At 59.4% G+C, this 16,986-nt stretch carries 7 protein-coding genes; 2 read left to right on the top strand and 5 right to left on the bottom strand.

Translation table 11 applies throughout. The features are described from left to right. Positions 1-80 precede the first annotated feature (80 nt). Genes nrfC through nrfA form a run of 3 tightly spaced genes read right to left on the bottom strand, consistent with a single transcriptional unit; the run spans position 81 to position 2,908 of the window. On the bottom strand, positions 81-773 hold the full coding sequence (gene nrfC, locus BN1135_RS18615) for a cytochrome c nitrite reductase Fe-S protein (protein ID WP_042023712.1): 693 nt from the start codon (positions 771-773) through the stop codon (positions 81-83). Then, on the bottom strand, positions 770-1,369 hold the full coding sequence (gene nrfB / locus BN1135_RS18610) for a cytochrome c nitrite reductase pentaheme subunit (RefSeq protein WP_042023710.1): 600 nt from the start codon (positions 1,367-1,369) through the stop codon (positions 770-772). The genes nrfC and nrfB overlap by 4 nt, the downstream gene beginning before the upstream one ends. A 54-nt stretch (positions 1,370-1,423) precedes the next feature. Beyond that, on the bottom strand, positions 1,424-2,908 hold the full coding sequence (gene nrfA, locus BN1135_RS18605) for an ammonia-forming nitrite reductase cytochrome c552 subunit (protein WP_244830275.1): 1,485 nt from the start codon (positions 2,906-2,908) through the stop codon (positions 1,424-1,426). 689 nt (positions 2,909-3,597) lie between these two features. Here nrfA and BN1135_RS22710 point away from each other — a divergent pair. Beyond that, entirely contained in the window at positions 3,598-7,593 is a 3,996-nt protein-coding gene (locus tag BN1135_RS22710; RefSeq protein WP_223290165.1) for a retention module-containing protein, read from the top strand. Between the two features lie 39 nt (positions 7,594-7,632). Continuing rightward, entirely contained in the window at positions 7,633-14,664 is a 7,032-nt protein-coding gene (locus BN1135_RS22705; protein ID WP_223290164.1) for a T1SS-143 repeat domain-containing protein, read from the top strand. Between the two features lie 181 nt (positions 14,665-14,845). Here the strand turns inward: BN1135_RS22705 and BN1135_RS18595 are convergent, their stop codons facing one another. Continuing rightward, positions 14,846-16,366: a cryptochrome/photolyase family protein gene (locus BN1135_RS18595; protein WP_042023709.1), complete on the bottom strand. Its 1,521-nt coding sequence runs from the start codon at positions 16,364-16,366 to the stop codon at positions 14,846-14,848. Further along, complete coding sequence (locus BN1135_RS21850; protein WP_082186846.1) at positions 16,366-16,530, bottom strand: DUF2256 domain-containing protein; 165 nt, start codon at positions 16,528-16,530, stop codon at positions 16,366-16,368. The genes BN1135_RS18595 and BN1135_RS21850 overlap by 1 nt, the downstream gene beginning before the upstream one ends. Positions 16,531-16,986 lie beyond the last annotated feature (456 nt).

The raw sequence follows: 16,986 nt of genomic DNA, 5'->3' as shown, positions 1-16,986 counted from the left end.
TCCTCCTTCTGTTACTGCGGTAGATGGCGATCGGACAAATCCCCAGACAAGGGAGGGGAAGTGAAATGCCGCTTGCATCGTCATGACTTTATCTCCCCTTTGGGCACGCGGTACATCTTGGGCGAGGTGCCGAGCGCCTGCTTGTAGCGATAGGTGGTCTCCTTCACCAGCCGTTTGGCGATGGGGCTGCCCGGATCATCCAGATTGCCGAACACCAGCGCCTTGGTGGGGCAGGATTCCACGCACGCCGGCTCCTTGCCCGCCGCCAGATTGGTCTTGCGGCAAAAATCGCACTTGTCCGCCACCCGGGTGACCGGGTTGATAAAGCGCACCTGATAGGGGCAGGCGGCGAGGCAATACATGCAGCCGACGCAGAGATCCGCGTCGACATCGACGATGCCATCCTCCTTGCGGATATGGGAGGCGCCGGTGGGGCAGACATGCACGCAGGGGGCGTTGTCGCAGTGCTGGCAGGACTTGCGAAAGAAGCGGTACTCGGCGTCGGGAAATTCACCGATGGGGCCTGAACGGATGATCTCGAGGCGCGAGACCCCTTCCGGCACCTGGTTCACCTCCCGGCAGGCATCCATGCAGGCGGTACAGCCGATGCAGGCCGTCTCATCGTGGAGCATGCCGTAGCGCACTCCGTCGATGGTCTGGCTGTGGGCGAGGGTGGCCGCCCCGGCGCGGGTGTTGGCACGAACAGGCCCCGTCATCATGATGAGGGCCCCTGCGCCCATGCCCGCCATAAAGTCACGGCGAGAGCAGCTCATGATGCCTCCTTGCCGGTAGCCGGTTTGGACTGCTCCTGCCGGGCCTTGCTGGCCTCATGTTGCTTGCTGTGGCAGTCGACGCAGAGCTTGATGCGGGATTTTTCCGGGATCCCCACCATGGGCTCCTTGGCCGGATGCAACTGGTGGCAGCTGGTGCAGGTGAGCTTGGTGGCGTGCACGTCGTGGGCCCAGAGCGCCTCGCGCAGTGGTTTGGGCTCGTGGCAGCTCATGCAGACCCCGTTCTGCTCGGCGATGGGGTAAAGTTTGATGCTCTCTTTATCCTTCAGGCTGTGACTGAAGCGCATCACATCCTTGACCCCTTCCCTGTGCTGGGGGGAGAGCTGGCCGTGGCAGTTGGTGCAGGTGACCGGTTTAAGGTTGTTGGGATTGGTCGCCTGACCATGCTTGCCGTGCATCCCCTCGCTCTGCTCCTTGTGACAGTCGGTGCAGGCCTTGTCGGGATTGCGTAAAAATTCCACCTCATGTGTAGCTGGAACAGGGGCGGCAGCCGTCTCGGCCGCCTGACCCTGCAGGCTGGTGAGCAGCATGGCTGCCATCAGCATCAGTCGTAAAAAATCCATCGTTAAATCACCCATAGGAAGCCTCCATCCGCTGTGGGCCCGACTTGGGGGCCGGGCCCGCAGGCGCCGTTACTGTGCCAGCCGTCCGGCCGCTTTGGCCTCGGCATCCCAGGCGGGGACCGTGGTCTTGAGGAACTGGGCCTTGTCGCTGTTCATCTGTTTCATGTCCATACCAAGGGCGGCTTGCGCTTTCTCCTTGGTGGAGATGTCGGGGATGGCGATCTCGTGGCTGATCCCCTTAGTGGCCAACAGGCGCGCCAGCTTGGTACGGGCGTCAGCGGCCTTGTCCAGCGCGCTGCCAAGTACCTTGAGGGCGACTTCGGGGGCGTGCATCTGCACCCCGTGGGAGGCGATGGCGTAGTCCCAGCGCCACTGGGCGTGACGAATGTCCTGCAGAATATCCTTCATCTCGGCGTCGGTGGCACCGGCATCCCAGGCCGCCTTGGCTTCAAAGTGGGCGTGTACCAGCTGCTTCTCGACCTTCAGCTTGATCTCGATCACCGCCTCTTTGCGCTGCTTGACGATCCCTTGCAGCATCTCCTTGCTCTGGGTGTGGCAGTTGCGGCAGGTCTGCTCGAAGCGATCAAAGGGGTTGCCCACCTTGTGATCGGTGTAGACCTTGCCCTGCTCGTTTTGCACCTTGGGCATGTGGCAGTCGACACAGGCGACGTTGTTCTGGCCGTGAATGCCGGCGCGCCAGGTTTCGTACTCGGGGTGCTGGGCTTTGAGCATGGGGGTCCTGGAGAGGGCATGGGTCCAGTCGGCGAAGCCAATTTCGTCATAGTAGGCCTCCATCTGCTCAACCGTGGTGCCCTTGTCCCAGGGGAATTTCACCGCCTTGGTGGGGCCGCTGAAGTAGTACTCCACGTGGCACTGACCGCACACCTGGGACTGCTGATCAAAGCGCCCCTGATCCTTGAACGGCTTGCCGATGGCGGTCATGGCCCGATCGGCATAGGGGCGGGAGAGGTGCAGGGCCGGTTTGCCCTCCTTGAACTCCTTCGAGGCGGTGTCGTGGCAGTCGGCGCAGCCGATGGTGTTGACTACTTCCGGCCCACCTTTTGCCCACATCCCCTTGAAGTAGCCATCCTCGCCTTTTTCGTCGATAACGCGGGCCACATCCGGGCCTTTGCAGCTCCAGCAGGCCATGGGCAGCGGGCCATCTTCGGCAGTCTTGGGGGCGCCGGTGCGCAGGGTCTCGCGCACGTCGGTCAGCGCATAGAAGTGACCGCGCGGCTTGTTGTAATCCTTGGAGAAGGGGTAACCGCCCCACAGCACCACCATGTTGGGATCTTCCGCCAGCGCATCGGTGCGCTCCCGGCTCTCGCTGGTGGTTTGCCAGCTGGTGAACTGATCGGCGTGCTCCTTGGCGAACAGCTCGCTGCGCGCCTCTATCTTGCCCTGGGTGGTTGCTTCATCAGCCTGTGCCCAGCCGCTGGCGCCAAGCCAGCTGGTCAGCAGCAGGGCGGCGAGCCCCAGTTTGGTATGCCTGTGTTGTGAACCCACGTGTATCACTCCCAGATAAATGTCTTGAGCTGGCCTGATCCGTGCCATCTCGTTGTGCGGGCTGGGCCTGCGCTGGATGGTTGTCAGGTCGATTAATTGTTATGTGTGCATAAATTTGGTGTTCTATGCGATATACCAGCCAGATGCTAACAAATTGGTAAAGTAAATAATGATTTATCGTGGTGGTTTTTGCGGCAGATCAATTGACCAGAGCAGCAAAGTGTAGAAATGAGATCCTGGTTAACGTTTCTGATATCTCAGCCTGTTGTCATGCTATGCAGCCGTTATTGCGTCAATTTGGCCGGTTCACATCGAGAGATAGGGGGCAGGGTCTCGAACGGGATAAATAGCATCAAAATAAATGCGTATTTTGTGTTGCTCGATCTCCGGTTTGCATGGTTATGCGTATTTTGTTTGGTGGTGGCAGGCAAGCCTGGTAATGATGGCTGTTCGTTTAAATAGGTAGGCTAACAGCTCCCACTCTCATGTATGCGTCAATACTTGTCATATAAATTCTGGTTTTTCGGCCATTTCAGGCCATCGATTGGTCTCCTGTGAGGCGCTTTCTGCCTGAAAAAGAGGTTTCTGCCGATAGGCCGCAAGGTTCGGGTTGTTTATTGCTGCTTTTGTCGAAAATATCGAACAGACCCGTCCTGACATGTGATTGTAAGATGAACCATTAGATGTGCCTCTATCGTGCAGTGGCAGAGGCTGGTTAAGGTTTTGCTGGAGGTTGTATGGCTGAGTTGCAAATTGAAAAGTCCACACTGATCACCCAACTCGAGGGCTCCGTGTTTGTCATCAGTGCAGATGGATCTGTCATACGAGCAACGGTGGGGATGGCGCTGCAGCCGGGGGACCGTCTGCAAACCGCTCAAGGGGGGCAGTTTCAACTAGCCGAGCCGGGCAGTGATCCTGCAGGCGAGCAAGAGGTTGCCGCCAAACCTGAGCCCGCCACACCTGCAGTTGATGGACAACCGGCCGATCCGGAACTGGCCTCGTTGCAAGAGGCGATCCGTCAGGGTATCGACCCGACCGAGCTGTTCAAGGAGACCGCCGCTGGCAACGCAGCCGCAGCAGCGGGCAATATCGGTGGTGTTGCCGGTTCCAGCTCGGGTGGTTTTGTGGTGGTCGATCGTACCAACGATGCCACCCTGGCCGAGGCCGGGTTTGATACTGATCACGCCGTTCAGCCTGCAGGTGACGAGCAGCTGTTTGCTGAAGAGCGCGATTTCTTTGCCGCCATCACCATCACCGAGCCCCAAACCAGCGACAACATCATCAACGCCGATGAAGCGGCGGGTGTCATTATTCGTGGTGTGGTGGAGGACGTGGAGGTGGGCCAGCCGGTCACCGTCACCCTTATCGATCAGGCGGGCAATTCACTGACGGTGACGACAGTGGTGCTGCCCGGCCTGGTGTGGGAAGCCAATTTTGGCGATGTGACCGGCAAACTGGTGGATGGCCCGTTGCAGATTGTGGCCAATACCCAGGATCAGGCGGGCAATAATGCCAGCGACACCGGCCAGACTCTGCTCGATACCATTACCACCATTACCCTCGATCTCGCTGATGAGAGCGACAGCGGCGCCAGTCAGACCGATGATCTGACCCGCGACAATACCCCGCTGCTGCAAGGGAAGGGGGAGCCCGGTGCCACCGTGACCCTGAGCCTTGGCGGCAGCGTGCTCACCGTCCTGACGGTGGATGCCGCCGGTAACTGGCAATATCAGCTGCCGCAGACCCTGGCCGATGGCCAGTACCAGTTTCAGGTCAATTCCGTGGATATTGCCGGCAACCGTGCCAGCGATACCCTCGTTATCAATGTCGATACCCAGGCCTTCATCGATATCGATGATCTCGATACCGCTGTCCTGTTTGGCAACAGCAGTGCCACCTTGAGCGGCACCACCAGCAATGTGGAAGCGGGTCAGAGCGTCACCATCACCCTGGTCGACAGTAATGGCCAGCCGCTGCTGACCACCTCGGCACTGGTGGGGGCGGATGGCCGCTGGCAGGTGAGCGACCTTGATCTTTCCGGTATTAATCAATCCTTTGAAGTGCGTGCCAGCGTCACCGATCTGGCGGGCAACAGTGCCAGCGATGGCGCGCCGCTGATCGGTCAGAGCGAGACTCTGACGCTCTCCGAAGCGGGATTGGCCGATGGCCCGCTCACCGCGACCGGCAGCCTCAATACCGGTGCCGGTCAGGATGGCAATCTGCAAGTCCAGTTCGCCGCTGATCAGAGTGCGCTGGAAGGGCTGGGGCTCGTCAGCCACGGCGCGCCCCTTGGCTACACCATCAACGGCCAGACCCTGACCGCCACCGCCGGTGGGGCGACTGTCTTCACTCTGACCCTCAACAATGACGGCAGCTATCGCATCGTCTGGAGTCAGAGTCTGGATCACGGTCAGGACGGGTTGCGCCTGCCGTTCAACCTCGAATATCGCGATAGCGACGGCGATCTGGTGAAGGCGCCGCTGGTGATCAATCTGGTGGACAGCAATCCGCCCAGCTTCGAGATCCCGGCCATTCCCCTGACTGAAGATGCCTTTACCAACGGCGCCGCCGTGGTGGGCGAGAGCCGCTTTGTGGTCAAACATACCGCCGATCCCCTGCTGATGGATTCGCTGGTGTTCAGCAATCAGAGCCAGACCCTAGCCACCCTCAACGGTGCCGGGCTGGGCAGTGATGGCCATCCGCTGACGTTCGAATTTGCCGGTGATCGCACCCTGTTGGGTTACTACCTGGATGGCAGTGGCAAACGGGTAGAGGTGCTGCGCGCCGAGCTGACGGCGGAGCAGCAGGGCAGCGATCTGGCTGGTCGGGTGGTGGTCACCCTCACTGGCCCGCTCGATCATCAGGGTAGCGCCCCGCTTTCCCTCGGTTTGCAGGTGAGCACCAACGAGATCGATGGCGACAGCACCAGCGCCAACCTGACGCTGACCGTCAATGACGGCAGTGATCCCGCATTGGGCATCGACAAGGGGGTCGCACTGCAAGAAGGTGGCAACCAGAGCATCGATGGCCAGTTGCCGGTGACGGTGGGCAGCGATCGTCTGGTCTCCCTCAACTTTGAAAGCAACCAACCGGCGTTGGCGGGGCTGACCAGCCAGGGCAAGGCGACGACCTATGAGGTTAAAGACAATCAGCTGATCGTCAAGGATTGGCAGGGCAATGCGATCCTCACCGTCACCATCGGGCTGGATGGCAAATACAGCGTCTCCCTGACAGGGGTGTTTGACGAGCCGGAGGCGACCAACAGCCTCAACCTTGGCCTGAAGGTACAAGGCAGCGATTTTGACGGCGACAAGAGCAACCTCGGCACCCTCAATATCACCATTACTGATGGTGCCTTGCCGCAGGTTAATCCTGTCTCGGTCACCTTGACCGAAGATAGCAACTGGCAGCAGGGCCAGATTCTTAACGGCGATCTCGCCATCACCGCGGGCAGCGATCCGCTGGCCAGCATCACCTTCGATGCCAACCAGCCTGGGCTGCAAGGATTCACCTCGGGCAAGCAGGCCGTGACCATCACGGTGGCCGATCACCTGATCGAGGGGCTCACCCCAGATGGCAAGCTGGTGTTTGAGCTGACCCTCGGCAACGATGGCAAATACAGCTTCACCCTCCATCAGCCGCTGGATCAGGGCAGTGCCGACAGCCTGCTCAAGGCGGACTTCACCCTGCTCGACAGCGATGGCGACAAGGTCTCTTCCAGCATTACCGTAGCGGTGGGTGATGGCGCCAATCCGACCATCTCCGCCGTGACTGGCTCCACCATCACCGAGATGGCGCAAGGGGAGACGGCTGCGGTCAGCACCATGAGTTTCTCGGTGGCTCACGGCAGCGATGCCCTCGACCCCAACTCCCTTGGCTTTGATATCGCCTCCATTCAGGGCACCCTGACCGGCTTGACCAGTCATGGCAATCCGGTCACCTTCTCCCTCGATGCCAACGGCCAGTTGGTCGGGACCGCGGGTGGGCAGGTGGTGCTGCGTGCCGAGTTGAGTCTGGTCGACAACAACGGCAACTGGAGCGTCACCGCCAAGGTCACCCTGAGCGGCGAGCTGGATCACAAAGGGAATGAATCCGTCAACCTGCCGCTTGCCGTCACCCTGGCCGATAAAGATGGCGACCGCGTGAGCACCACGCTGCCGCTCACCATTGCGGATGGCAAGGCGCCGAGCTTTATCCCGGGCGCTGGCGTGACCCTGGATGAGGGGAACCTCACTGGCAGCAACAGCTTGAGCCAAACCGGTCACTTCGATGTGCAAGCCGGGTCGGATCGGGTGGTTGAAGTAGCCTTTGCCGATGCTAACCAGCAACCGGTCCTCACTGCCCTCGGCCAGAGCGTCAAATACGAGCTGGTTGACGGCAATAGCGCCATCCCTGGTAGCCAGCTGATCAAGGGCTATGTGATGGTGGATGGCCAGCGGGTCGAGGTGTTCGAGGTCAAGCTGATCGGTAGCCTCGATCAGGCGGGCAAGAACGGGTTTGACTATCAGGTCACCCTTTATCAAGGGCTTCATCAGGGCGGCAACGCCGTGACCGAGCTGCCCATCAAGGTGATCGTCAACGACTACGACAAGGCGGGTGGTAACAACGACAGCACCAGCGGCACCCTCAATATCCAGATTGGGGAAGGGGAGAAACCGACACTCACCCTGACCGATGTAACCCTCAATGAAGGGCGCTTCGATGGCGCCAACTCGGCCGTGGATGACCAGTAGGCGAGCGGCAAGATCACCATCAAGGCTGACTCGGATCCGGTGACCGATGTACGACTGACCCTCTCCGGTCAGGTCATGGATGCCAGCGGCAAGGCAATTACCCATAACGGCGAAACCCTGACCTGGAAAGCGGTTGGCATCGATGGTCACACCTTCCAGGCGGTGACCAGCGGTGGTCTGGTAGTGATGACGGTCTCCATCCCCACTGTGCCCGCCAGCATCGCCGCTCATACCAGCGCAGAGATCGGTTATCAGGTGACTGTGCATACCAACCTGGATCACGGTGCCGACAACAAGCTGGAGTTGACTTTGCCAGTCAAGGTCACTGATAGCGATGGCAGTGTGACCACCGGCAGTACCACTGCAGTGATCACCGATGCCGCCGACCCCGTGATCACCAACATCGAGGGGGTGACCGTCAAGGAGTCGGATCTCAATGGTGGCAGTGGCCAGCATGGTGGCTCCAGCCCTTCAGGCACGGGCGAGGTTGCCGTAGGCCAGGTGACGATCGCCGCTGGGAGCGACCGAGTGGCTTCTCTGCAACTGGATGTGGCCCGCTTCAACGCCCTCAACGCGCTCACCTCGGGGGGGAAGGCTGTCAGCATCGGCGCAGACAGCCTGCCGGGTGTGTATCTTGGCAAAGACAGCGCAGGCAAGGTTATCTTCAAGCTGACTTTGGATGTCTCCGGTCGTTATACCTTCAAGTTGATCGGCAATCTGGATCACAGCGCCCAAGGCAAGGATCTGCTGGACATTAAGTTGCCGCTACAGGCATTGGACCGTGACGGAGACCTCAGTGCCGAAGTGATTGGCCATGTGAGCGTGCAGGATGATGTGCCCCTTGCGGTTGATGCGAGCCAGGCCCTTGATGAAGGTGCGAAAGTGACCGGCGATCTGCTGGCCACCGCTAACGAAGGGGCGGACGATGCGGTGGTGAAATCGGTGACCATCAATGGTATCGAACACCCCATCGCGGCTACTGGCAACACCACCATCGCGGTGGCAGACAGCACAGGGCAGGTCATCGGCACTCTGGTGATCAATGCCGAGGGTACCTACAGCTTTACCTCCAAATCGGGCATCGATCACAGCAACACCACGCTGATGCAGCAGATTGAATTTCATCTGGTGGACGGGGACCGAGATACTGATGATGGGGTCCTGACCCTGACCATCCGGGACGAGGCTGGCACGCTCACCGTGAGCGCTGTCACCGGTCAGGAAGATGCGGGGGCGACCAATTCCGGCCAGGGGATCCCCATCACCATGAACCTGGATATAGGCGACTTCGATCGGGGCGAGCATGTGGAGCAGTTGCTTATCCAGGCACCGGCCAATGCCCAAGGCATCTTCTATTTCAACGGTGTCGCACTGACCACCATCTCCCAGGGTGGCAAGACCTGGTATCAGGTGCCGCCAGAGGCCATGGTGGCGGTGGCCAATACCAACGACAAGTTCCAGCTGACCGGCGTCACCTTCGTACCAAATCACGACTACTCGAGCTACAACAACGGGGGCAGCGCGCTGCGCTTCCCGGTGCAATTACAGGTGGGCGTCACCGAGGGGAACAAGCCCCCGGTGTTGACCGGCAATCTGGACATTACGGTAGAGGGCATTGCCGACAAGCCGCTCTGGGATGGGGCGAGCACGAATCAGCACTACAGCATTAATGAGGACTGCACGGGTATAGCGCTCAATGTGAAGGCTGCGCTCACCGACACTGATGGATCAGAAACCCTGAGCTACCAGATCAAGTGGGAGTCGGGCAAGGGCACGCTCATGCTCAACGGGGTTGAACTCAAGCCAAACGCCAGCGGACTCTACACCGTCTCTGCCAGTGACATTAACAAGGTGACCGTGGTTCCGGGCAAGGATTTCAGTGGTGACATCAAGCTGTCGGTGACCCCGATCAGCACGGAGCAGAACCCGATCGCTCCGGGTCAGGGTACGGCGCAGGGAGACAAGATTGAGCTGGTGATCAACGTCAATCCTGTGGCGGATGACGCCAAGCTGACCATTCGTGACATTCAGGGCAAGGAAGACACCCTGCTCGATCTGGGCAGCAAGATCGCCCTTGCTCATCTGGGTGACAAACTCGATGGCTCCGAGCAGATGTTTGTCCGCATCAGTGGCCTGCCTGACGGTGCAACCTTGTTGCTGGGTGGTTCCGCCGTTGCACAGAACATAGCTGGTTACTATGAGGTTCCTTTTGATCGCATTGGCGAACTCAAGCTGCAACCACCTAAAAACAGCAACGTCGATTTCGATCTGACCATCAAGGGGGTGGTGAAAGACACGGCGACATTGACCGATGCCAACGGCCAGACCCATACCGTGGTGAACGAAAAGGAGACGGGCTCCCAGACCATTCATGTGGATCTGGTGGGGGTGGTCGATAGACCGGACTTTATCCTCAATGGTACCGACTGGACCCATGAAGGTATTGGCAAAGGCTACAGCATCACGGTGGCAGAAGATGGTCAGGCGCCGCTCAACTTCAAGCTGGTTTCCGGTGAACTGGCCGATACCCCATTAGACACCTCGGAAAGCCTTAACCTGGTGCTGAGTGGTCTGCCGGAAGGGGCCAAGGTGTTTGATGGTAAAGGGAATGAGTTGATGCCCACCTTTGCCGGACTCGACGCCCATGGCAAGCCCACCTATCAGGTCGATATTAAAGAGCTAGGCAATCTGGTGATCCAGCCTCCCCATAACAGCACGGCGGATTTGAACCTGATCGCCAAGGTGGTGGTGACCGAGAACGATGGTGATCACAAGAGCTTTGAGGTGCCCCTGCATATCAAGGTTGAGCCGGAGATCGATGCGACCAACTACAGCAATACCAGCCATGGCCTTGAAGATCAGTTTGTGGTGCTGGACTGGCATCCGGTGCTGAGCGATGGCGCCGAGAAGGTGACACACCTCACTCTCTCAGGCATCGAATCCGGTTACGAGATCTGGATCCGGGTGGGTGGGGTCGAGACCCCGCTCACTGTGAACAGCGGTACGGTGGACTTGAGTGACACAGATCTGCAGCGCTTGTTAAACGGCGGCCAGCTGCTGGTGAAAGCGCCAGAAGATAGCGACCGGGATACTACCATCAAGAGTCATGTCACCGTGACCCAGCAGGACGTGGATTCCACTGTGGTGGTTAACAAGGTGATTGATGGTCAGCTGCAGGTGGATATCCAGGCTGTGGTAGAGCCCGATGGCAATCTGATGCAAGTTGGGAAGCCTCTGGTCAGTACAGATGGAGATGACATTCCGCTGAACGGTGTCTTTGTGTTTGACGATCGTGATCCCAGTAGCGTCGAGACCATCGATTATCTGGTAATAAGCGATCTGCCACCCGGCTTCGTGGTGGTGGGGGGGATCAACGATGGTAATGGCAACTGGACTGTACCGAGTAGCTCGCTAGGCAATTATTCTTTACACGCTCCCGATGGTTATCCTGGTGGTACCGTTACATTCAAGGTCAGCGCCAAAGTGATTGATCTGGGTGACAACAACGAGGGGGATGTCAGCGCGCCAGTGTATCGGGAGCTGACCGTCCACGCCGAGTTTAATGGCTCGACCAACTCCGGGCAAATTGCGGCCGACGTCGATTTCGACAACACCAGCCCCATCACCGGGGTGGAAGATCATAGCGTCAACTTTGGCACCCAGCTCAAGAGCATGGTGACCTTGGGGACTGCAGACATTGCTGACGACGAGCTCAGCATCGTGATTACCGGCCTGCCAGCCGGGGTGAATGTACAGGGGCTGACCTATGACTTCGTCAATGGCGAGTATCTGATCAAGCTGCCGGGGGGCCTCAGTGATCTCGACAAGCTGACCCTGACTCTGCCGACGGATTATGCCGGTGACAGCCTGCATTTCAATGTGCGGTTGGTCAACACCGATACGGTGAGCGGTGATACCAAGACAGTCGAGAAGCAAGTCACTCTCTCCATCACCCCCGAAGTGGATATCAACGGTGGTCAGGATGGTCAGCCCGAGCTGACGCTGCAGGTCAAGGATCTGAATGGGGATGGTCAGCCGGACAATCTGGAAGATAGCGAGATCCACCTCGATCTCTCGGTGAAACTGGCCGACATCAGCACCTCCATCGCCAATGGTGGTCTTGAAACCGTGGATCGGGTCATCATCACGGTGGATGCAAAATATGGTTACTTCCTTGATGGCAGCGGCCAGCCGGTCAACACCCTGATAGTGACTGACATGGTGGCGCTTAAAGATCTGGTGTTTGTGCCCAAAGAGCACTTTAGCGGCAAGGTGCCGCTCGATATCCAGGTCGATATTCTGGATACCGCCACCACCGGCACGGCGCAAGCTAGCTGGAACGGGCATGCAGAATTTGAGATTAAACCGGTCAACGATCCGGCCCAGCTCACGGTGCACAGTGTCACGGGGAGTGAGGATGGCACGGTCAACCTTGCCGGATTTGGCGCAACCCTTATCGACAACGATGGCTCCGAGCAGATCGTCGCGCTGCAGATCAAGGGGGTCCCGGATGGCTTCACCCTGTCGGCTCCGGCGGTCAACAATGGCGGCGGCGTCTGGCAGATCCCGGTGGGGACCGATTTCTCCAAGCTGACCCTGATCCCGCCAGCGGACTTCAGCGGCAGCGTGGAGCTGTCGTTGAGTGCCTTTACCCTGGACAAGGGGCTCACCATTCCGCTCGAAACCAGTGGCAGCTTTACCGTCACAGTGACGCCGGTGGGGGATACCATCATCGCCGATATTCAGGATCAGGCGAGCGGCACTGAGGGGGATGTGATCACCCTGGATCTGGGGCTCGAGACCCGGGATACCCAACCAACCGGCGGCAATGCGGGTAATGTGCATGAGAACAAGCCCGAGCAGGTGCGGGTCACCATCGAAGGGGTGCATGATGGCGCCCATATCCGCTTGCCAAACGGCGTAGTGGGGACGGTTGTTGATCTGGGTGGCGGTCGCTGGCAGGTCACCACCGAGGGTGGCAAGCTTGGCGCTGTCGAGCTGGTGACCAATGATGCCAACGGTGCTCTGGATCTCAAGATCACCGCTCAGAGCCTCGACAACGGCGCCCTTGGCCCTGTGGTCAATGGCACCATCCATGTGGATGTGAGCCCGGTCAACGATGCGCCCATTAACGTATTGCCAACGACCCCTCAGGTCGCGCAGGAAGATCAGCCTTTCGTCATCCAGGGTTTGCAGGTGAAAGATGTGGATGCGGGCAGCAGCCCCATCAAGATCACCCTGTCGGTGGAGCATGGCACCCTGACGCTGCCGGCTGGCAGCGGCGTGACTGTGGTCGGCAACGGTACCGGTTCTCTGGTGCTGACCGGCACGCTGGCCGCTCTCAATGTCTTGCTCTCTGGTGGGGTGACCTATCAGGGCAACAGTGATTTCCACGGCAGTGACGCCCTGACCATGGTCACCAACGATCAGGGGAATACCGGTAGTGGCGGGGCGCTCAGCGATACCGATGTGCTGCCCATCGAGGTGCAGCCGGTCAACGATGCGCCGATCAATCAGCTGCCAACTGCGCCGCTGGTGGCGCAGGAAGATCAGCCGTATACCATTCACGGCCTACAGGTGAAGGATGTGGATGCGGGCAGCAGCCCCATCGAGGTACGCCTCTCGGTGGCGCACGGCACCCTCAATCTGGTGGCGGGCAGCGGGGTGACGGTGACCGGCAACGGTAGCGGGATGCTGGTGCTCAGCGGGTCGCTGGATGCCATCAATGCGCTGCTGTCCGGTGGGGTGACCTATCAGGGTGAGCAGGACTTCAATGGTCAGGATCAGCTCACTATGGTGACCAATGATCTTGGCAATAGTGGTAGCGGCGGCGCGCTGAGCGATACCGACGTGGTAGCCATCGAAGTACAGCCGGTCAACGATGCCCCGGTCAATCAGCTGCCTGGCAGCATGACGGTGAAGGAGGATGGCTCCCTGTCGCTCTCCGGCGTCAGTGTGAAGGATGTGGATGCAGGCAGTGCGCCAGTCTCCATGGTGCTGCGGGTCGAGCATGGTGCCCTGACCCTGCTGGGCACTGTCGCGAGCGGTATTTCGGTCAGCTATGCGGGTAACAGCGAGATCTCCCTGGTGGGGTCGCTGGCTGATCTCAACCAGTTGCTGGCAAGTAACCTGCACTATGAACCGGCCAAAGATTTCTGGGGGCAGGACATGCTCACCGTCACCACCTCTGATCAAGGCAACAGCGGCGCAGGCGGGGCGAAGAGTGATACCGATCAGGTGGCCATCACGGTCACGGCCGAGCCAGATATGCCGAGTCTGACGGTGGATCAGCAGGCGTTCCATACCTTGCAGGGGGCCGTTATCCCCCTTGGCATCAACGCCAGCGTGGTCAATCCGGCAACCGGCGAGCTCTCCATCCGCATCAGTGGTCTGGATGGGGCGCAGGTGCAGGACGAGCATGGCCAGAGCGTCGGTCATGCCGATGGCAATGGCGAGTGGCTGATCCCGGCCGATCACTCGGCTCCGCTCTTCTTCAGCGGTTTTGGCGCGGGTGACCATGTGCTGGGGATCAGTGCCGAGTCGAGTGTTGGCGGTTCAACCGTTAGCACGCCCCTTGATACCATCACGGTGCACGGCCAGAGTGGTCATGAGCTGGTCGGTTCCGATCAGGGGGATTGGCTGTTTGGCTCCGCCGGTGATGACCGTCTGCTGGGGGGCCATGGCAATGACATCCTCACCGGCGGGGCTGGCAGCGATCTCTTCGTTTGGCAGCACGGGGATGAGGGGAGTCAGGGGCAGCCCGCGATCGATACCATCACCGACTTCCACCCGGAGCAGGGGGACAAGATCGATCTGGCCGACATGCTGCAGGGTGGCCCGGGAGCCAGCGTCGAAAGTCTGCTGAATAACCTCTCGGCGTCAGTGACGACCGGCAATCATGGTCTCAGTGATGTGAGTCTCTCGGTGGCACCGGCAGGGGATGGGCAGGTAACCCAGCAGATCACCCTGAAGGATGTGGACTTGAGCAGCTGGCATCTGGCCAGTAACTCGTCCCACGATGTGCTGCAGAGCATGCTGGATAACCACAGTCTGATCATTCAGCACCCCTGATAGGGTGGTGGCCTTTTTGAGGCCGACTTTATGTGGTGTGTTCCATGGGGCGCTTCGGTGCCCCATGCACATACTGTCTGATCGCAATTCCCTTCCGTGAGTTGATGGCTGATTGCCACAGCACTGCAAACAGGTCGTCGCTGTGTTATCCATAGCGTCAATGAGGGGGATATGAATGCGCCTAAAGCTGCTCAAGGTGGATCAAATGGTATTCTGCGCTGGCCAATATGGCTTGTTGTTGTGGCTCGGGTTGCCCATCCCAATTGGCATAGGGCAGGGCAAGGCGGGGATTGCTGCCAAGTTTATCCCGATTACGCCATAAAAAGTGCCAGTAGAGGCTGTTGAACGGGCAACTCCCCTTACCGCTGCGGGCCTTGACCTGATAGTGACACCCTTTGCAGTAGTGGCCCATCCGCTCAAGATAAGCGCCGCTGCTGACGTAGGGTTTGCTGCCCATCAGGCCGCCATCGGCAAACTGACTCATGCCGCGGGTATTGGGTAGCTCCACCCACTCGATGGCATCGACATAGATCCCCAGATACCACTCATCGACCTGGTCAGGATGTATCCCAGCCAGCACGGCAAAGTTGCCAGTCACCATCAGCCGCTGGATATGGTGGGCGTAACCGTGCTCCAAAGACTGGTGAATGGCGTGGCGCACACAGGCCATCTTGGTCTCCCCGCTCCAGAAAAAGCCCGGCAGCGGGCGATCTGCGCCCAGAAAATTGCTGCTGCCATAGGAGGGCATTTTTTCCCAATAGAGGGCGCGGACAAACTCGCGCCAGCCGAGGATCTGGCGGATAAAGCCCTCCACCTGCGCCAGGGTGATGGTGTCCTGATTGGCCTGCCAGTGGGATTGCGCGGCGCGGATCACCTCGAGGGAGTGGAGCATCTTACTGTTGAGGGAAAACGACAAGCGACTGTGAAACAGGCTCCAGCCTCGCTCGCTAAGAGCATCCTGATAGCGGCCAAAGTGGGGCAGGCAGTGCGTCAGAAAGTGCTCCAGCAATTCGCGGCTCTGGCGCCGGGTGATGGGCCACTGCAGTTTGCTGGCATCGGCGCTCCCCAGCGTCTTGACCCCGTGACGGGTCAGCATGGCGTCAATGTCTTGTACCTCGTTGGCAAAAAGCAGGGGGGCGGGAATGGGCTGACGTTCCGGCAGTTTGGCACGATTCTCGTCATCAAAATTCCAGCGCCCGCCAAGGGGGTTGCCGCCCTCATCCAGCAACACCTTGTATTGCTTGCGCAGGGCGCGGTAGAAGAACTCCATCCGGCTGTGGGGATAGCGCTGCCAACCATCGCGGGGAGTGAGAAAATGTTCGCTCTCCACCTCAGTGGTTGGCATGGCCAGGCCCGCTGCCCAGCTTTTCAACTGGCTGGCAAGACGCCACTCATCCGGGCTCTGCCAGGCAAAGCTGCTGGCGTGATGGGCGATGAGCTGGGCCTCCAACAAAGTGGGCAAGTCGGGCCAGCGGGCGCTCTCATCAAGGGTCAAGTAACAGACGTTATGGCCTGCCTTGGTGAGGGCGGCGGCGAAGGCGCGCATGGCGGCAAAGAAGGCCAGCACCTTCTGACGATGGTGACGGCAGTAGTCGGTCTCCTGACGCAGCTCCGCCATCACATAGCAGACTGCCGGATCCGGGGTGCTAAACCAGCTGTGACCGGCGTTCAGCTGATCGCCGAGCACAAGGCGCAGCTCCATCAGGCTTGCTCCCCATTATGTTGATGGCTGCGGTGACGAGCGTGGCGACAACGCTCGCTGCAGTAGCGAACCTCCTCCCAGCAGTGTGCCCATTTACTCCGCCAGCTGAAGGGGCGCTGGCAGACGGGGCAGGTCTTCTCGGGCAGATGAGGTTTGCGATGCATGATGGCTTCCGACCTTGGCTGATAAGTGAGGTGGCGTGGGCTTGGGTAAGATAACGAACAGGAGTCGCGGGCGGATCAACATCACTGCCGGTTTGCCGCTCAGATGTGTACTTTGTGAGCAGGCGCACAGCTAGCCGGTATGCCCCTTGTGTCGCCTAACCACCCCCGATAACGTGGCGAAGCTGCCAGTTGGCAGCGCAATCATTTTTTTGGTAACCAACTTCTTTTTACAACCGACATGGAGGGGAGTGATGCCAATTATGACAGCTACGCCCCGGGCAGCTTGCCTGCTCGCCCGCTGGTATACCCGAGATCCCATTCTCACCTTCGACTTTCCTCACCGCTGAAAGGCGGCACCCGCCATTCGAGAAAACCAGCCGGACGACCCTGATCGCCCGGCCCCGTTGCCTATCCGTTTTTCACGAGCACTGGCCCCACGCCGGTGAGGAGTCCTAT

The sequence above is a fragment of the Aeromonas sobria genome (assembly GCF_000820145.1).
GTDB lineage: Bacteria > Pseudomonadota > Gammaproteobacteria > Enterobacterales > Aeromonadaceae > Aeromonas > Aeromonas sobria.
The sequence above is the reverse complement of the archived record's forward strand: the minus strand, read 5'-3'. Positions and strand labels throughout refer to the sequence as shown.

What these genes read in the sequence shown, in the direction of transcription:
- nrfC (WP_042023712.1), bottom strand. Translation starts at nt 773, where the DNA reads ATGAGCTGCTCTCGCCGTGACTTTATGGCGGGCATGGGCGCAGGGGCC.
- nrfB (WP_042023710.1), bottom strand. Translation starts at nt 1,369, where the DNA reads ATGGGTGATTTAACGATGGATTTTTTACGACTGATGCTGATGGCAGCC.
- nrfA (WP_244830275.1), bottom strand. Translation starts at nt 2,908, where the DNA reads ATGGCACGGATCAGGCCAGCTCAAGACATTTATCTGGGAGTGATACAC.
- BN1135_RS22710 (WP_223290165.1), top strand. Translation starts at nt 3,598, where the DNA reads ATGGCTGAGTTGCAAATTGAAAAGTCCACACTGATCACCCAACTCGAG.
- BN1135_RS18595 (WP_042023709.1), bottom strand. Translation starts at nt 16,366, where the DNA reads ATGGAGCTGCGCCTTGTGCTCGGCGATCAGCTGAACGCCGGTCACAGC.
- BN1135_RS21850 (WP_082186846.1), bottom strand. Translation starts at nt 16,530, where the DNA reads ATGCATCGCAAACCTCATCTGCCCGAGAAGACCTGCCCCGTCTGCCAG.